General features: G+C 46.1%; 16 protein-coding genes. 6 read left to right on the top strand and 10 right to left on the bottom strand.

Features of this window, described 5'->3' with window-relative positions:
• Positions 1 to 23 precede the first annotated feature (23 nt).
• Positions 24 to 809, top strand: coding sequence for a hypothetical protein (locus VLA77_03595; GenBank protein ID HSE29639.1), 786 nt, complete (start codon positions 24 to 26; stop codon positions 807 to 809).
• A gap of 88 nt (positions 810 to 897) precedes the next feature.
• On the opposite strand, the gene nusG is transcribed toward VLA77_03595, so the two are convergent.
• The gene (gene nusG / locus VLA77_03590) at positions 898 to 1,449 is read right to left on the bottom strand and encodes a transcription termination/antitermination protein NusG (protein ID HSE29638.1); all 552 of its coding nucleotides are present in this window, start codon (positions 1,447 to 1,449) and stop codon (positions 898 to 900) included.
• Positions 1,449 to 1,733 carry a preprotein translocase subunit SecE gene (gene secE / locus VLA77_03585; GenBank protein ID HSE29637.1) on the bottom strand — a complete coding sequence of 95 codons (285 nt, stop codon included), beginning with the start codon at positions 1,731 to 1,733 and terminating at the stop codon, positions 1,449 to 1,451. The genes nusG and secE overlap by 1 nt, the downstream gene beginning before the upstream one ends.
• A gap of 98 nt (positions 1,734 to 1,831) precedes the next feature.
• Between secE and VLA77_03580 the strand changes: the two genes are divergently transcribed.
• Positions 1,832 to 3,319: a glycosyltransferase family 2 protein gene (locus tag VLA77_03580; GenBank protein ID HSE29636.1), complete on the top strand. Its 1,488-nt coding sequence runs from the start codon at positions 1,832 to 1,834 to the stop codon at positions 3,317 to 3,319.
• Here the strand turns inward: VLA77_03580 and VLA77_03575 are convergent.
• From VLA77_03575 to VLA77_03545, 7 genes are all read right to left on the bottom strand, one after another.
• Positions 3,267 to 4,907, bottom strand: a complete 1,641-nt coding sequence (locus VLA77_03575; protein HSE29635.1) for an ATP-binding protein — start codon at positions 4,905 to 4,907, stop codon at positions 3,267 to 3,269. The genes VLA77_03580 and VLA77_03575 overlap by 53 nt on opposite strands.
• A gap of 27 nt (positions 4,908 to 4,934) precedes the next feature.
• A complete protein-coding gene (locus VLA77_03570; protein HSE29634.1) occupies positions 4,935 to 5,633 on the bottom strand; it encodes a SprT family zinc-dependent metalloprotease in 699 nt (232 codons plus the stop codon).
• Positions 5,633 to 6,250: an ATP-binding protein gene (locus VLA77_03565; GenBank protein ID HSE29633.1), complete on the bottom strand. Its 618-nt coding sequence runs from the start codon at positions 6,248 to 6,250 to the stop codon at positions 5,633 to 5,635. The genes VLA77_03570 and VLA77_03565 overlap by 1 nt, the downstream gene beginning before the upstream one ends.
• Before the next feature lie 49 nt (positions 6,251 to 6,299).
• On the bottom strand, positions 6,300 to 8,300 hold the full coding sequence (locus VLA77_03560; protein HSE29632.1) for a M3 family metallopeptidase: 2,001 nt from the start codon (positions 8,298 to 8,300) through the stop codon (positions 6,300 to 6,302).
• A gap of 93 nt (positions 8,301 to 8,393) precedes the next feature.
• The gene (locus tag VLA77_03555) at positions 8,394 to 8,942 is read right to left on the bottom strand and encodes a hypothetical protein (protein HSE29631.1); all 549 of its coding nucleotides are present in this window, start codon (positions 8,940 to 8,942) and stop codon (positions 8,394 to 8,396) included.
• Positions 8,943 to 9,035: 93 nt separating this feature from the next.
• Entirely contained in the window at positions 9,036 to 10,127 is a 1,092-nt protein-coding gene (locus tag VLA77_03550) for a hypothetical protein (protein HSE29630.1), read from the bottom strand.
• A 7-nt stretch (positions 10,128 to 10,134) separates the two neighbouring features.
• Positions 10,135 to 10,620: an HIT family protein gene (locus VLA77_03545; protein ID HSE29629.1), complete on the bottom strand. Its 486-nt coding sequence runs from the start codon at positions 10,618 to 10,620 to the stop codon at positions 10,135 to 10,137.
• A gap of 62 nt (positions 10,621 to 10,682) precedes the next feature.
• Between VLA77_03545 and VLA77_03540 the strand changes: the two genes are divergently transcribed.
• The 3 genes from VLA77_03540 to VLA77_03530 all read left to right on the top strand — a co-directional run bounded on the left by VLA77_03540 (position 10,683) and on the right by VLA77_03530 (position 14,536).
• Entirely contained in the window at positions 10,683 to 11,321 is a 639-nt protein-coding gene (locus VLA77_03540) for a DUF4232 domain-containing protein (protein HSE29628.1), read from the top strand.
• 58 nt (positions 11,322 to 11,379) lie between these two features.
• Entirely contained in the window at positions 11,380 to 12,762 is a 1,383-nt protein-coding gene (murC, locus tag VLA77_03535; GenBank protein ID HSE29627.1) for a UDP-N-acetylmuramate--L-alanine ligase, read from the top strand.
• A 568-nt stretch (positions 12,763 to 13,330) separates the two neighbouring features.
• Positions 13,331 to 14,536, top strand: coding sequence for a radical SAM protein (locus VLA77_03530; GenBank protein ID HSE29626.1), 1,206 nt, complete (start codon positions 13,331 to 13,333; stop codon positions 14,534 to 14,536).
• A gap of 33 nt (positions 14,537 to 14,569) precedes the next feature.
• On the opposite strand, the gene VLA77_03525 is transcribed toward VLA77_03530, so the two are convergent.
• Entirely contained in the window at positions 14,570 to 15,403 is an 834-nt protein-coding gene (locus VLA77_03525) for a hypothetical protein (protein HSE29625.1), read from the bottom strand.
• Between the two features lie 75 nt (positions 15,404 to 15,478).
• Between VLA77_03525 and VLA77_03520 the strand changes: the two genes are divergently transcribed.
• Positions 15,479 to 16,027, top strand: a complete 549-nt coding sequence (locus VLA77_03520) for a dihydrofolate reductase family protein (protein ID HSE29624.1) — start codon at positions 15,479 to 15,481, stop codon at positions 16,025 to 16,027.
• Positions 16,028 to 16,191 lie beyond the last annotated feature (164 nt).

Here is a 16,191-nt window from a genome sequence, read left to right as displayed (position 1 = left end):
GCACGATTCAAGTGAGGTGTAGCGTGACGAATGCTCGCTCCGAGGTCGTGGTCGCAACGACGACCATGTACCGCAGTGCGATGGAGACCCGGGCGCAGCTCGCCCTGGTCACTCTCGAGAAGCTCAGTGCCCTCGGCTACCGCGTGGTGGTCGTGGACGGCGGCTCCCCCGAGGAGTGGCTCGAGCAGGTTTGGCGGATCGACGGTGTCACGATTCTCGAGGAGAGTCCTGACCCGCGTACCGGCAAGCCCAGCATGGGAGCTGGTCGCCGGCAAGCGATGCTCTACGCTTCCCAGCGCATCGGCTGCAAGGCAGTCGCCTGGATGGAGCCCGAGAAGCTGAGCTTCGCGGATCTCCTGGCCCAGGCGGCGACCCCGGTCCTGCAGGGCCAGGCCGATCTGGTGGTCCCGCGGCGCACGAGTCTGGCCTCGTACCCGATCGAGCAGCAGCATGCCGAGATCATGGGCAACAGCGCCGTGGCCGGCCTGCTCGGTGCCGAGTTCGACTTCTGGTTCGGGCCGCGGGTCTGGTCGCTCAAGGCCCTCCCCCACATGCTGAACTACAACGGCGAGTTCGGCGACAAGTGGGACAGCCTGATGGTTCCGGTCATCTTCACGATGGCCGACGGCCTGCGAGTCATGTCGGTCGACGTGGACTACATCCACCCGGCCGCGCAGACCGCGGAGGAGCAGGGCTCGCCCGAGATGACCCTCAAGCGGGCCGAGCAGCTCTACACCATCATCCAGGCGCTCATCGCCATCGTCGACCGCCTCCACGCCCGGGGGCTGTACGAGGGCCTCGGCGGCTGAACTTCGGCCGCGCAACATCGTGTGTGAAAAAAGGTCCCCGCTGGCAATCGCTGGCGGGGACCTCTTCACATATAGACTTATTTAGGTTCTAACTAACTTTTTTAACCTGTAGGGCATCGAGCTCAACAGGTGTATCGCGACCAAACATACTAACCAGCACTTTGATCTTACCTTTTTGAGTGTCAATTTCGTTGATCGCACCGTCAAAGCCTTTAAATGGCCCGTCAACAATACTTACAACTTCGCCGACCGCAAAATCAATGCGGTGTTTTGGTTCTTCAACGCCCATGCGTTTTTTGATTTTTGTCATTTCGTCGTCGCTAACTGGGGTTGGAGCGGTACCGCTACCAACAAAACCAGTTACACCCGGAGTGTTGCGAATAATGTACCAAGCGTCTTCACTAAGTTTCATCTCAACCAAAACGTAGCCCTGAAAAATCTTCTTTTCAGCAACGCGTCGCTTACCGTTTTTAATCTCGATTTGCTTCTCTTTTGGAACCATTACATCAAAGATTTTGTCAGCCATGTCAACGCTGTCAACGCGCTGACGAATACTCTCGGCCACCTTTTCTTCGTAGCCACTGTAAGTGTGAATAGCATACCAATGTTTGGCGCTGTCGTAACGTTTGCTTGTGCTCATTATAAAATTACCTGCTTAAATAGTTGTTCGAACCCGTAGTCGAGGGCTAAAATAAAGCCGCTCATTACTGCTGTAAATAAGATTACTGCCACTGTTAAGCTGATGCTGGCTTTGCGGTTTGGCCATTTAACTTGTTTAAGTTCAACGACCGCGCCACTAAAATAACCGCCAATAGCTTTAAGCCATTTTTTTGGCATTTTCATCCCCAGTTTAGCTTTCGGCAGTTTAACGCTTTTTAGGGCGCTTTTTACTTTGCCTGGCTTTTTTGCCTCATCTTTAACCACGGTGCTCCTTTATATTAAAAAGCCTACCATAAATGGTAGGTGATCAATGTCAATACTACCAACATGCATTAGCTTCGTCAAGCTGGTAGAATTAAACTATGCAAGATTTACCATTTTTATGTTGGCTTTTGCCACTCCTGATCGCGATTATTGGACTATTTTATAGCACGCACAATGATCGGTTATGGCAAAAGCGCAAAATGGTTGGCCAGGTTTTTGGCGCGCTTACGGTGGTCAGTATGGCGTTTGTTGGCTGGATGCCGACTTCGATTGGAATTATTTTAATGACCATTGCTCAGGCTTGGCTCGTTTTGGTTGCTAGTAGGTTGGTCTTTGGTAGGTTGAACGCTGAATTTTTAAAAAATAGTACCAGGCTTAACCTCGTGTTGGCATTAACTACTTTTTTAACAATTATTGTTTTTGCCTGGATCGGCGCAAACTGGATACTATTAGTTAGCGCTATTTCGTTTGGCGTTGCAGTTGCTTTGATAGTGCAGGTGATTTGGACGTTACGACATTTTAAAGTTAAAAGTGGCGAATTGACACAAAAACCAACTGTCAGTATATGTATCCCTGCCCGAAACGAGGATGACGCTTTGATAGAATGCATCGATACCGCGCTGCAAACTGACTACCCCAAGCTCGAGATCCTTGTTTTGGATGATTGTTCTCAGGACAAAACCGCCCAAATTATAAAGTCATATGCTCACGCAGGCGTTAGATTTGTCCAGGGCGCATTGCCTGCCGATGGCTGGCTTGGTAAAAATCAAGCCATGCAAACTTTGGCAGAGCACGCTAACGGTGAGTGGATTTTATTTATGGGGGTGGATACCCATTTGGGAGAAAAATCAGTAAGTAAACTCATGACTCAAGCTATAAGTACTAATGTTGAAATGATCAGCGTACTGCCGCAGAATATGTTCAGTACAGGTTTTAACACGGTTTTTGGGACTTTGCAATATTTTTGGCAGGTAGTGCTACCAATTGGTAAGCGTCACGTGCCTGTAAGTAGCAAAAGCTGGCTTATTAAAACAGAAGCCCTTAAAAAACTTGGTGGTTTCAAGTCTGTTAGACATAAAATTTTGCCCGAAGCGTTTTTTGCTTCGCGGCTTTTTGCTCGTAATTCGTATCGTTTTTTAATAAGCGATAAAGAACTCGACATAACTGCTGCAAAAAAGTGGCGAAGCCAAGTTCGCACATCCGTTAGGATCCTATATCCGACATTTAAACGTCAGCCATACTATATGCTTTTTGCGCTGGCAGCCGTAGGTGTGTTTACATTAGGCCCTTTTTTATGGCCGCTTTATCTTTTGATGGATTTAGACTTTTTGCTACTAATAAATCTAATAACGAGTGCTCTTTTGTTGATTTGCTATGGATTAGTTTTATTCCGTAGTCAGCCTTCTAGCTGGCCTGTTGCGGTTTTGTGTCTACCTATAGTTTTAGTGCAGGAACTGATCGTAGGTTTAATAAGCATGCTAAGCTACGAGTTTGGTGAAGTTGAATGGAAAGATCGCAATGTTTGCTACCCTGTTATTTCTCAGGGGCAGCGCTCCGTGCCTTTGAAAGAGGAATTACAACGCTAAATCGTGAGCCTTTGTTGAGCTCGCTTTCGAAAGTTATTTCGTATCCCAATTTTTCGGCAAGGCTCTTGCATACATAAAGACCTAAGCCCGTTCCACTTGATTCGCGAGTTCGATAATCTTCGGATCTGTAGAATTTTTCAAACACACGACGTTTGTCGGTGTTACTTATGCCAATCCCTGTGTCGATCACGGAGATGTACAAGTTTTTGTCGTCGGTACGTGCATTTAAAGTAACACTACCCTTAGGCGTGTACTTGAGCGCGTTGGTGATTAAGTTTTGCAAGATTTCTCGTAGATAAAGCTTATTGGTTACGAGCTGAGGTAATTGAACTTGGCTGTCTAAAATAAACTTTAGTTTTTTGGCATCGGCCTGCGGAGAGTATTCATCGTAAAAACCTTTTAGCATTAAGTTGATGTCTGTTTGTTCAAGTTCTCCGCCGGTTCCGCGCTCGGCTTTGGCTAGTGTCGCCAAGTCATTCACTAGTTTAGCAAGGTAAACAATCTGCTCATGTGCGTCTTTAGCGGCATCTGAAATTACTTTTGGATCAGTACCACGTTCAATCAACAGCTGGATATTAGACATGTTCCCTTCGGCAATCGTGACAGGAGTTCTAAGCTCGTGGCTGACGACCGAAATGAATTCGTCTCGTTGCTCTTCGAGTGTTTTTTCTTTTGTTATATCGCGCAAGATAAAAATAAAGCCCTTTTCATCGGCGCTTTGGTAGCTTGGTAAGATGGGTGCGACGTTAATGTAAAGTTTAATTTGGTCATTGTCATTAAACTTGTATGTTAAATCTGATCGGCTAAAAACAGTTTGTTTTTGCATTGCCTCGGCAAAAATATTAACTTCATGATTATCTGCATCATAAAGCTTTAAGACCTCGTCGATTTTGTGACCATTTAAGTCGACGTTTGTATCCAATAAATTAAGTAAAGTCGAGTTGTATACCCCAATATTCCCGTTTTGATCCACTGCCATGACTGCGTCACCCATGCTATTTACAAGGGCCAAAAGCCGTTCCCTCTGGTAAATTTCTTCCTTGCGTGATTTTACTAATGCGGTCTTTTCGCTGATGGTTGCAGATCGAATTCGGGCGATAACGTAACCGATCGCGCCGACAATTAACACGCCCTGTACAATTTCGAGTTGCTCGCTAACAGGTGTGCTGGGATTAAGGTAAATTAACAGCCCACCTGATGCTACTAAGGCTAAAAAGCTTAATATAGAACCTTTTTGGCTAAAACGAATGTCGGCGCTGACTAAAAGTAGGATCCAAACTGCTAAAAATGCGCTCAAAAAACCACTTACAAAAAGCACAAACAACAGAGATAGAACATTAAATAAGATCAGAAAGGCTGCGTCAACAAACTTAGACTCCTGGCCTTTTACGGATCGCCAAATGTAAATAAACGACGCAATCGAAAACACGGTTACGATCGTCATAAAGACTGTGTCGTTATAATAGTAGCGATCGTCGAGTAAACCCTGCCGCGCCAAAAGCCCAAATGGAATCATCACCAAAGGCAAAATAGCCGGAGAGTGCTCCAAAATAAAATTAAGTCTTTCAAAAGCTTTGCTCTTTGGCATTGCGTTAATTATGACACAAACTAAGCATTAAAGGTATGGTTGCTGTTGCTTCAAGCTACTTCTTAGTTGCTTGAAGTTTGGTAAGATTATTTCAACTTGAGACCAAAAATTGGCTGAGTGATTGAGCTCGCGGGTATGGCAGAGTTCGTGAACTATCACATAATCAATAAGCTCAAGTGGCAACTGCATAAGCCAGATATTTAAACTGATGGTTCCACTCGAAGAACAACTACCCCACCTGGTGCCTGCGTTGGCAAATCTAAGTTTAGTATAGCTAAATCCATATTGCTCGGCGACAGCCTTAAGCCGTCTACTTAAGTACGCCTTAGATTGTAATCTCAGCGCCTTAAGAGCCTCCTGCTTTATAAAGTCCTGAACTTGAGCCGATTCGACTAGTGCATCTTTTGGAACCTCAATTAAAAAAGTTGTGCCGACAATTTTACTGCTAAACTTTGTACCATAGCCAATGTGTAGTTTATGAGTTTTACCAATCAAGTCGCCGTGTCTCAATGTCGCTTTTGTCTGCTGAACTTTACTTAAGCTTTTACGGACGAAATCGCGCGATTCATCAATAAATCTTTTTGCAAAAAATAAAGGAACGCCAAGTGGCATACTAACCTGCAGCTTACCAGATTGATCAACTTTGAGTTTTAGACGATTTGCGAGATGACTCCGCCTAACCTTTACAACGCCGAATTCCGGATCTTCGATCTGATTCTTTGACATCACCTAATTATAATGCCTCGCGTCGGCGGTTTTGTGGCTCGGGATTTAGCTAAGTCAGAGGTTTTGCTTTGCTCAACCTTACCAGTATGAGTTGCGGCGAGTTTACGTAAGACAGTTCGTGCCTGAGTCGTATAAGTGTGCATTCCGCTGATTACTATGTAATCCTCGGTCGGTGGAGCAAATTTTTTTTGAATCGTATTAAAATGTGCCTCTGGAATAACATTGTAATCTGGAGTTTTGTTAGGATTTTTTGTTGCACGCATTTTTGCCATATCTGGATTGGTTTGTACCCAGACAGTCAAAACATCAAAACCAGATTTTTTAGCTATTTGCACTAACTTTTGTCGGTCTTGCCGCGTTACCATGCCGTCATCAACTAGCACGCTGCCCTTAGTTTTAAGGAGTTGTTGCAACATTAGATCCTGAATCCTCTCCACAATTTTGTTCTCGTCGGCACTAAATTGCGGTTTTTCAAAAAGCTCGCCTCGAATTTGGTTGTTGCTAATAAGAGGCACGCTAAAAGTATCGGAGAATTGCTTGGCAAAGTAGCTTTTACCCGCACCTGGCAAACCGACAACTAAAATTACTAATGGTTTGGCAATTGAGAGTGTTTTCATTTGCAAAGTACACTTTTAAGTTATTGTATCATGCCCTGGCAAACAGATCTTATTTTATGCCATCACGCTTTAAGATAGCATCCGTTGTGGTTGCTCGACCCAAAAAGTCTTTAATTAAAACTTCCGGGCTTACCTCGTCGCCGCGTGCCAAGATTTTGTCTCGATATTCGTGACCAACTTTTGGATTTAGAATTCCCTCGGCTAAAAATTTGCTAAATAGATCAGCTTCAATAACTTCGGCCCATTTGTATCCGTAGTATCCAGCCGCGTAGCCGCCCGCAAAGATATGTGTGAACGTACATATATTATTATCGTAATCAGGCACTGTTACCGGGCAGTACTTTTGTTTGGTCTGGCGGTAAAACTTACTAAGAGACTGGGATTGATTGTAGCTTCCATGCAGTTCAAGGTCGATAGCACTCCATCCGATCGTCCAAGCTGCGATTGATGCTACGCGAAACGCACGACTTTGTAAAAGTTTTTGCCCAACGGTTTTAGGCAGGCTTTTGCCAGTTTTGTAATGTTTGGCTATTTTGTCTAAGACTTCTTTTTGCCAAACCCAGTTTTCCATAATTTGAGATGGGGCCTCGACAAAATCCCATTTTGTGCCATAGGCATTTTGAGCTTTTAGCTTAGTATTACTAAACGAGCAGTGCATTGCGTGACCAAATTCATGCCATAAAGTTTCGACATCGCGTAGCGAAAGCAGAGAGGGCTTGCCTTTGCTAGGCGGAGTAAAGTTGGTGCAAACTGCGCTTAAGTGCGGCTTTTTTATTCCCATGTCACGATCTGCAAAATACATTGTGTGTTGCCACGCTCCGGCCTGTTTGCCCTGACGCGCATACCAGTCACCCCAAATTCTGCCAATGTGCTCGTTACCTTCGTTATAAATGTCATAAACCTCGACATCTTTTTGGGCTTTCGCTACATTTATGTTCTTTTTAAAACGCACACCGTAAAGTTGCTGTAGGCAGTCAAACATTCCGTGTAAAACGTTATCCATAACAAAGTATTCTTGTAATTCTGCTATGTCTAGGCCAATGTTTTTGGCGTACATTTTGCTTGCGTAGTAAAAGTTTGAGCCACCATCTACGTCGGTGATGTCTAACTCCTCGCCGCCGTTTTGCTTGATAAAATTACCTAATTGCTCGGCCTCTTTTTGCATGGTTGGCAAATATTTGTCGCCAAGCATTTTTATAAAGTCCGTTGCAGTTTTTTGGTTTTTTGCCATGCGCTCCGAAAGAACGTATTCTATGTAGTTTTTGTAACCCAAGACTTCGGCTAGCTCTTGACGTAAGGCTAGAATTTTTTTAGCAATTGCTTCGTTTTGGGGCGCTCGCATGCGCGAAATTTTATGCATTGCTTGTCGCGTTTTTTGCACACTACAATGTGTCATGATTTTGTCAAAATTTGGAGCGCTGAACTGAATGTAGAATCCAGTCCTGCCGACATTCTTGGCGGCCTCTGCCCAAATTTGCCGATCCGATTCATCTGTTCCGGCAAGCTCGTTTTCGCTTTTGACTAACAAAAATGCTTCATCATTCGCCTTAACTGCGTTTTGCCCAAAGTCGGTTGTAAGCTTAGAAATTTGAGTCCGAATTTGCTTTAAGCGGTCTTTTTTGTCTTTCGGCAAATCTATTCCGCCGCGTTTATAGCCACGAATAATCTCATCGATTAGTCGTTTTTCTGGGTCAGTTTTTGCTAGCTTCTGTGCGATTGAGAGCTGATTGTAAAGTTTTTTGTTTAGTCCTCGATCCGAGTACAACTTAGTTATCTGTTCGGATACGATTTGATCCTGTTGCTGCCAGTCGCCACCCAAGGTGCTCGCTAAATGGCCAACCACGCCGCTTAAAAAATCGATTTCGTCGGTGGCATCGCAAAATGCAATTACGGTATTCTTGTAAGTTACTTCAGTTGGTTTTAGGTCTATTATTTTTTGGTCGTTGTTTTTTGCGAGTTCAATGTAGTTGTCTAAAACTTCTTTGACGTCGGATATTTTGTATTTGTCGAAATTTATTTCGCCTAAAGGATGTGAAAAAGAATTTGCCATACCGCTAGTATATCCTAGGGAGCCTTGAGTATAAAATAATCTCAGTTTTGCGGCGCCTCCTTCGCCAGCAAAACTGTGAGGAGGGCCGCTGCCCTACGAGAAGATTCCCATGACGATGTTGGTTGCCATCAATGCGGTGCCGAACAGTAGCGCCAGGGCTGCAAGCGTCAGACTGACGCCCACCACGACTGTGGTTGTGTGCAGACTGGGCATGTTCGGTTGCTCACGCTGCCAGTCCCAGCCAACGAACGCGCTGAGGCCGGCAAAGGCGAACGTGGCCGTCCACCAGAGCTGCACCCCAGGCGTCACGGCCCACCAGTCGTAGCTTGCTACCAGGAGCCACAGCATGCCTACACAGATGTCCACTGACAACCAGCGCGCCCAGCGAAGGCCCGGAGTTGAATTTCGGGCACGGCTACGCAGACTGTCAAGCATCTCGCTCAGGTCGAGCGTAGGCACAATGCCAGGTACGACGTAGAGAGTGCTGTCGAACTTGCGCTCGAGCCAAGGCAGGATTGGGTCGCCGTCGCGCTCGCGCACCAGACGGCCTGTGCGCGTGGTGCCCGGCGCTGTCGAGTAATACATTGGCAGCCGGGTTGTTTCCTGGGTTAGCGCCGAAATAGCGTTGGCGGCGGTGGTCATGGTGATCACTCCAAAAAAATCGTAGGTTCAGGCCAGCCCATCTGTTAAAAAGTAGCTGGATTAACAATATGTAAACATAAAAGCTTTAAAAAATCAAGTCTTGGTGTTAGTCTCGATGGTTTTGATTGCATCTACGCTTAGCCTTGCGCGTAGAGAATCTTTAGTGAAGCTCTTTAACTTTTCGTAATTAATTAAGTACTGCTCAATCTGGAGATAAATTACCACCAATGCCTTTTCGTCCATTTGGCTCAATTTTTCGCCCGGACTTAGTTGGGCAGTAATGTTTCTCATTCGTTCTAGCAATTCGTCGATGTCTTTTTGATAAGAAACTAAGCTGGCAATCGTAACGATCGCATCGACGATTCCATGACTTGTGTTTTGCTTTTCATCCAATCCAAAAAAGCGAATCTTGCAAAAATAATAGCCGGAGACAAAGTAAAATAGAGCGACGATAATAAAGGGTGCAGCAGTCGCTCCTTGATCTGTGTAGGCATTATTCTGGCCAAATAGAGCAGCCACAACTACATGCAAAAAGCCGATTGTACTTAGGATAACACCGGCAGTAAACCAGCGCAGGCTCGCCTTGTAAGTTGGGCCTATGATTTTAATAATAGATAGCAAAATTAGCGCCGTGAATAAGTTGAGAACCAAGTTAACTGTCGCACTTATTTGATGGATTCCAAACCAAAATTCAGGTATCTCTTTAACGTGAGGTAATAAAAATACTACGCCACAAGCAGCAATCATGCTAAATGCGAGAAGCTGAAAAGACGTGACGCCGGTTTTGACTCCCAAAGTTCTTGCTAGATGACGCACGCCCCAATAGTGCATAATTACCCCGGGGATGATTATCAATAATGACCCGCCGTAAGTTGTCCAGACCCCAGGAATTAATCCCGCATAAATTAAGACTGGATACTGCAAGTTTACTATCCCAAAAAAGGCCATGCTTGCAGTGATGATTTGGTAGGATTTTCGCATCTCAGGGCGCAGGTCGTAAATTCCGTACAAAAATAACAGTGCTGAGCCAAAGTAAAAAGCCGAAAATAGTGAAACTATCAAGAACGACGTTTTGTAAGACTGAATGTCGCTAATAAAACTCGGTGCGGGCAGTAAAAATAGTACAATCTCAATCACAATGATCGCTGCAACTAACCCCAAAACATATAAGCGTAAGTTTTTCATTATGACACTACGTTAACACAAGCTGGTCGGTTTGTTTAGCAAAATAAGCCTTGAGTTTGTCCGCGTAGGGCTTGCGCTCGGCCTCATTTACGAATCGATGTTCGTTAGTGTTTAAGTACAGGTCGTCGCTTTCGTGGCGTGGAAATACGTGAACGTGTAAATGCCACACATCTTGGTTGCCCGCGGGCTCGTTGTGCTGGCGAGTCGAGGTTCCGGCACAGTTGTATGTTTCGCGAATTGCTATGGCGACTTTTTTAGTAACTTTGGCAACTTCGGCCAGATGCTCGTCGGGAATGTTATAAATATTTTCGTAATGGCCATTAGGAACGACCAAAACATGCCCTGGATTGTTGATCCACCATTTCGGGGAAACAAACGCCGTCGCTAACTTAGTTTGATAGACGATGTCCTCGGTGTTGTTATATTTATCTTCGTTTCCGGCTAAAAAGTGGCAAAATGGACATAAGTATTCTTTTGGTTCGTGCTTATACATGACTTAATTATATAATAACTTGTTTTTGTTGACGCTAATGCTTAACAATATATAATTTAGTTATGGAATACGAAACACCCCCACCCCAAACAAATAAATCATCTAATACGTTAATTATCGTGGTTGTCGTGGCACTGGTCTTGCTGATTGCTGCGGCGATTGGCGGATATTTTTATGGCAAGTCTGTAAAAGAACAGGAGCAAAAAGCTGCGCAAGAAACCAGTCTTGCCGAGCTTGAGCAAGTTAAGGCCACGGCTGCGGCTACTTTGCTAGCGCCACCAAAGACAACTACAGAAACTACATGTAATACAGATGAGCTGTCACTTACTGTTCAAGAAGGAAGTGGTACCGGCGCTGGAACGCTTTCGTATGATTTGATCTTTACCAACACAGGCAGTAGAACATGTGCTTTGTTTGGTTACCCTGGAGTTTCGTTTGTCAATAGCAACGGTAATATAGTCGGCGAGCCGGCAAACCGTGTTGCTAACGCACCAGAAGCTAAACTGTCGCTTGCGCCAAATACAAAGGTTAAAGCACCAATTAGCGTAAGTAACCAAGCAAACTTTACAAATGGAGAATGTAAAACTGGGGCGACTAAACTTAGGGTTTATCCTCCGAACGATGTTGGATACCTAAGTGTGACTTCGCCAGTTACTGCCTGGTGTCCAAACTTCCAGGTCTGGCCGGTTCAAGCTTTGTAATGAGTAAAACGAGGGCGGCAGTTTTTGCTCCCTCGTTTTTGTTTGCTAAAATCATTTTATGAAACATCTATTCTTTTTGGGGATCGCCGGTCATGCCATGGGGGGGCTCGCCCTGGCTTCACAACAACAAGGCTTTATAGTTAGCGGCCTAGATGAAACCGCCGGTCCTCCGATGAGTGATTGGCTCGATGAAAATTCGCTGAACTGGACCACCAAATATAGCCCAGAGCTTTTAAAAGATGTAGATACCATAGTAATTAGCGGTCATCATGGCAAAGAAGACCATCCAATTATTAAAGAAGCACGCGAACGCAATTTGAAAATTTTATCTTTTGCCGAGCTTTTTGGCCAGCTCACAATGGGCAAAAAAGTAATTGCCGTTGCGGGAACTCACGGCAAAACAACCACTACATCGCTAATTGCCTGGATTATTGAATCTGCTGGGCTTAAGCCCGACTATTTAATTGGCGTTAGACCATTTAACTTTAAATCGAGTTCGCGTCTCGAGAACGCCAAAATCGTAGTGGTTGAGGCAGATGAATACAAGGCATCCACACTCGATGATCAGCCTAAATTCAATTATTACCATCCCGACACTTTGATTTTGACTTCGATTGAACACGATCACCCAGATGCCTATCCTACTATGGACTCATATTTAAATGCTTTTAAAAAACTTGTTGGCGATCTGCCAAAAATAGGTAAAATGATTGTTTGCGCCGACGACGAACTTGCGCTTGAAGTTAGTAAAAGCTCTGCAGCACAAGTTATAACTTATAGTTTACGGTCTGGCAACTTTACGGCTAAAAACATAGACTTTAATGAAAAAGGCATAAGCTATCAGGTTATTAAGAACGGTGAGTCGCTTGGGGAACTCACGGCTTCAGTTTACGGCAAACACAACGTTGCTAACAGTCTGGCGGCTGTCGCGGCCACTTTAAATGAGGGACTAAGTTTTGACCAAATTAAGCGAGGCGCGGCCACTTTTAAAGGCGCTTTTAGGCGGTTTAATATTTTGGTGAACGACAAAATCACGGTAATTGACGATTACGCCCACCACCCTACCGAAGTTAAAACCACTATCGAAGCAGCAAAGTTGCATTTTTCCGGCCGACGGCTGATTGTAATTTATCGGCCACATACATACTCGCGCACGCAGACTTTGCTTAAAGAGTATTATCAGGCCTTTGATGGCGCCGACAAACTATATATGTGCGATGTCGAACCTGCGCGTGAACTTGCTAATCAACGTACAGTTAGCGGGCAAGAGATAATTGATGGTTTACCAGATGACCTTAAGAATAACTCTGTTTTCGTACCAGATCGATCCGACTTAGTTACGCAAGTGGTCGAGAACTCTGAACCTGGTGACGTAATTTTAAGCATGACCGTTTCGGGTTACGATGACGTTGCCAACGAGCTAGCAAGCAAAGTTAGATAAGTTTGATGCGGCCCGGTTCCGCAATGAGGGAACCGGGCTTTTTTGCGTGTACTGCTCAGCTGATCAGCCGAGCACACGCGCGTGTACGGTGACGTACACGCCAACACGGCGCCGGAACACGCGCAGACGTCTGGCTCCGCTCGACTGGAATGCGGCGGCCATCAGTGTCCACGGAACGTCACTGCCGCGACGTCGACTCGAGGATCCGATCGTGAACGGCATGTAAGGCTCGCGGTTCGGCGGGCGGCGCGACCCACCGCGCTTGCGCGGGCGGACACGTGCTCCCATCTCACCACGCAACCGATTCATGCGGATCTCCCGCAGATCGGTCGGACCGGGCTTTACCAGCTCTGTGACCAGGCTCATATTTTTCACCTCCTCTGGCCATTCTTCAACACCTCGTGTTGTACTTTTAGGTTTGCATTAAAACGATTTTTATTCAAGTGATAAAATACACTTACGGCAACGATGCCGCGCACCTAAGGAGCTGAAATTGCATATTCCTCTAGAGGAGCTGAGGAGACCTCGCCGGATCCGGATAGAAAAGAGGCATGTCTCCAGGCAGTTTGTGATTAAGATTCACCGCCGGTGCAATCTTAAGTGCGAACCGTACTGCTACATGTTCTTCCTAAAGGATCAGTCATGGCGAGATCTGCCTAAAGCGATGACCGTCAAGACGGCACGCACGACGATTAAGCGGATCGTTGAGTATGTGCGCGAGCACCAACTCTCGGCGACCAGCATCGTGCTGCATGGTGGCGAGCCTCTGCTGGCGAGTATGGCGATTTTCCGCCTATTCGCTTCGATTCGGAGCATGCTGCCTGGCGTCTTGGTCGACATCAGTGTTCAAACGAACGCGACAATGCTGACAGAGGCGATCGCCGAAGAGTTCTTCCGCCTGGGCATCACCGTCGGTGTCAGCCTGGATGGCGACGAAGCATTCAACGGTATGCGCCTTTACCACAACGGGCGTAGCAGCCACGCGGATGTTTTGCGTGGCCTGAACATTCTACGTAAGCCACGGTACAAGGGGCTTTTGGACGCGATTCTGTCGTACACGCAGTTTAACCGTGACCCCGCAACGTGGCTCGATTACATGTCGCAGTTCGGCGTGCCGATCGACCCGCTTCGCCCGCTAGGCAACTGGGACGAACCGCCACCGGGCATCGTGACTGTCGAGGACGGCTACAATCCGTACGGCGACTGGTACAGCCGCCTGTTCGATCACTGGGTCGAGCAAAAGATGCAACCCCGAATTTTGATCTTCGAAAAGATCATCCAGCACATTGCTGGCTACGCTCTCGATTTTGAGCTGGCGTGGTTCGAAAACATCGAAATGATCGGCCCGTGGATCATGGGTGCTATCGCTGTCGACGTAGATGGCAGTTACGCCCTCCCCGATTGGTACAAGAGCGTCGAGCAAGGCGAGGATTCTCTCTTCGGCCTGAACGTGTTCGACGACAAGGCGACACGCGCTCTGTACTGGATCCTGAGGATGACCGACGAACGCGGAATCCCGGAAGGCGCGTCTGAATGTCAGTCGTGCGACATCTTCTCGATCTGTGGCGGCGGTCTGCCTTCAGAGAGGGCGAAACTTCTGCCCGACGGAAGCATAGGTTATCGTAACCGGTCGGTGTACTGCGGTGACCTCTACGATCTGGTCCTTCACATCATGAAGAGACTCAACGAGGCACCAGAGGACAGCTTCCTTCGAGTCGAATTCCGTGACTTGCTTCGGCGCAGTCAGCAAAAACTGCAAGCAGCTCGGGTGTAAAGGCCCTGTCCCGCTGAGTTATGCGGGACGGGGCTACCTCCTTGAATGAGTAGCCTTAATTACGTAAGGATTCAAGTCCGACGGGAAATAGCCACTCAAAGGATAAATATCAATCCCTACCTTGTCTGCAAGATCAATAAAATTATCATGCTTTAATAAAAGATCCAGGAACGCAAACGCATCCTGCTCGGGAGCGTTTATTACGAACAAATCCTGATTTGGACTAGGAATTCCCGATTCGTAGTCCAGCTTAAGATCTTCGTATCCAACGGTTGTCCATTGATCGTTATTGACCTTTACATCTTCATAAATCCATCGTTCGTTGTCGTAGGTCTCACCGGTAGCTTCATCATAAAACGGTGGTATTTGCTGATGCATTTGCCAGAACATAACCGTGCCCATTGCGCCATCTTGCAGGCGATCTAACGCGGCTTGGGTTGTAAAATTCCAAGGTCGTCCTAGCGAATCTTTCCAACGATAAAGCGAGATTCTGACTCCACTCATCTCTGGTCGCCTATGATGAAGCAAGGCCTTTCGAATTGGCTGCTCAATGTCGTTTAGAGTAGCGCAAACTGCAGCCCGACCCATTGGGTAGAGCCTTCCCTGGCGATCAGTTCTACAGGGCGCGTTCGGCTTTAAAACGCCACCAGTTTCCTCATACCTTAAGTAGGTTCCGTGCATTAATCTTTGTGGATTTTGGTAATATCGTAGCGCCAGTCGCCCTGCAATAAGGCGTGTTCGCAACGCCCACTCAATTTTTCTAAAAAGCTTTTCATTTGTGTCGGTTGTATCATTTGCAACACCTAGCCGTTCAAGCTCACGCACAAATTGACTATTCAAATAGGTATTAACAGCTGTTTCTGACATAAAAATTAATACTAAAACAAATCACCAACGACAACAAGACGTTTGGTAGCTATAATAGTAAAAAACAGGAGTTTTATGGCTAAAGTTATTTTTGGAATGAGCGTCTCAGTAGATGGTTTTATTAACGACAAAAACGGCAGCGTAGCCGAACTCTACCCAGATTTTAAAGAGTTTACAGAAAGCGATTTTATGAAAGAATCAATCGCAAATACCGGCGCAGTTGTAATGGGAAGACGGACTTTTGAAATGGCCGACGACCCGGATGCTTACGCGGACTCTTACGAATATCAGACTCCAATTTTCGTAATCACCGAACAAGCTCCGGCAAAAACTCCAAAAAGCAACGATAGATTAAGTTTTACATTTGTAAATAATGCCGCAAAGGCGGTTGAACAGGCCAAGCAAGCTGCGGGCAGTAAAAACGTAATGGTGGTAGGCGGGCCGAATGTCGCCACACGGCTGTTGAATGCCGGATTAATTGACGAACTCCAAGTCAGCATTGTACCTGTGATCTTAGGCGATGGTCAAAAGTTGTTCGAAGGCTTGAATCATGTAAATCTTAAAAAAACTCGTATTACAGAGTTAGGTCAGCGAACTACGCTAGAGTTTTTGGTTTTAAAATAGTTATGAATTTTAATTCGCAAAGGGTACGGGTATTTGTCGCTAGTTGTTTGGCGGTAGCAATTAAGCGGTAACCCGCGCTGTGTTAGCCAAGGAATATAGTCAACGCAGATATAAGTACCAGACCAGCGAGTAGCCCCGTACTTACGATACTTGCCGCAAACGTA

It is taken from the genome of Candidatus Saccharimonadales bacterium, from assembly GCA_035457485.1.
Taxonomy (GTDB): Bacteria; Patescibacteriota; Saccharimonadia; order Saccharimonadales; family EFPC-124; genus DATIBO01.
Note: the sequence above shows the minus strand (reverse complement) of the source record. Positions and strands in the feature narration are given on the sequence as shown.

What these genes read in the sequence shown, in the direction of transcription:
- nusG (HSE29638.1), bottom strand. Translation starts at nt 1,449, where the DNA reads ATGAGCACAAGCAAACGTTACGACAGCGCCAAACATTGGTATGCTATT.
- VLA77_03580 (HSE29636.1), top strand. Translation starts at nt 1,832, where the DNA reads ATGCAAGATTTACCATTTTTATGTTGGCTTTTGCCACTCCTGATCGCG.
- VLA77_03575 (HSE29635.1), bottom strand. Translation starts at nt 4,907, where the DNA reads ATGCCAAAGAGCAAAGCTTTTGAAAGACTTAATTTTATTTTGGAGCAC.
- VLA77_03570 (HSE29634.1), bottom strand. Translation starts at nt 5,633, where the DNA reads ATGTCAAAGAATCAGATCGAAGATCCGGAATTCGGCGTTGTAAAGGTT.
- VLA77_03565 (HSE29633.1), bottom strand. Translation starts at nt 6,250, where the DNA reads ATGAAAACACTCTCAATTGCCAAACCATTAGTAATTTTAGTTGTCGGT.
- VLA77_03560 (HSE29632.1), bottom strand. Translation starts at nt 8,300, where the DNA reads ATGGCAAATTCTTTTTCACATCCTTTAGGCGAAATAAATTTCGACAAA.
- VLA77_03555 (HSE29631.1), bottom strand. Translation starts at nt 8,942, where the DNA reads ATGACCACCGCCGCCAACGCTATTTCGGCGCTAACCCAGGAAACAACC.
- VLA77_03550 (HSE29630.1), bottom strand. Translation starts at nt 10,127, where the DNA reads ATGAAAAACTTACGCTTATATGTTTTGGGGTTAGTTGCAGCGATCATT.
- VLA77_03545 (HSE29629.1), bottom strand. Translation starts at nt 10,620, where the DNA reads ATGTATAAGCACGAACCAAAAGAATACTTATGTCCATTTTGCCACTTT.
- VLA77_03540 (HSE29628.1), top strand. Translation starts at nt 10,683, where the DNA reads ATGGAATACGAAACACCCCCACCCCAAACAAATAAATCATCTAATACG.
- murC (HSE29627.1), top strand. Translation starts at nt 11,380, where the DNA reads ATGAAACATCTATTCTTTTTGGGGATCGCCGGTCATGCCATGGGGGGG.
- VLA77_03525 (HSE29625.1), bottom strand. Translation starts at nt 15,403, where the DNA reads ATGTCAGAAACAGCTGTTAATACCTATTTGAATAGTCAATTTGTGCGT.
- VLA77_03520 (HSE29624.1), top strand. Translation starts at nt 15,479, where the DNA reads ATGGCTAAAGTTATTTTTGGAATGAGCGTCTCAGTAGATGGTTTTATT.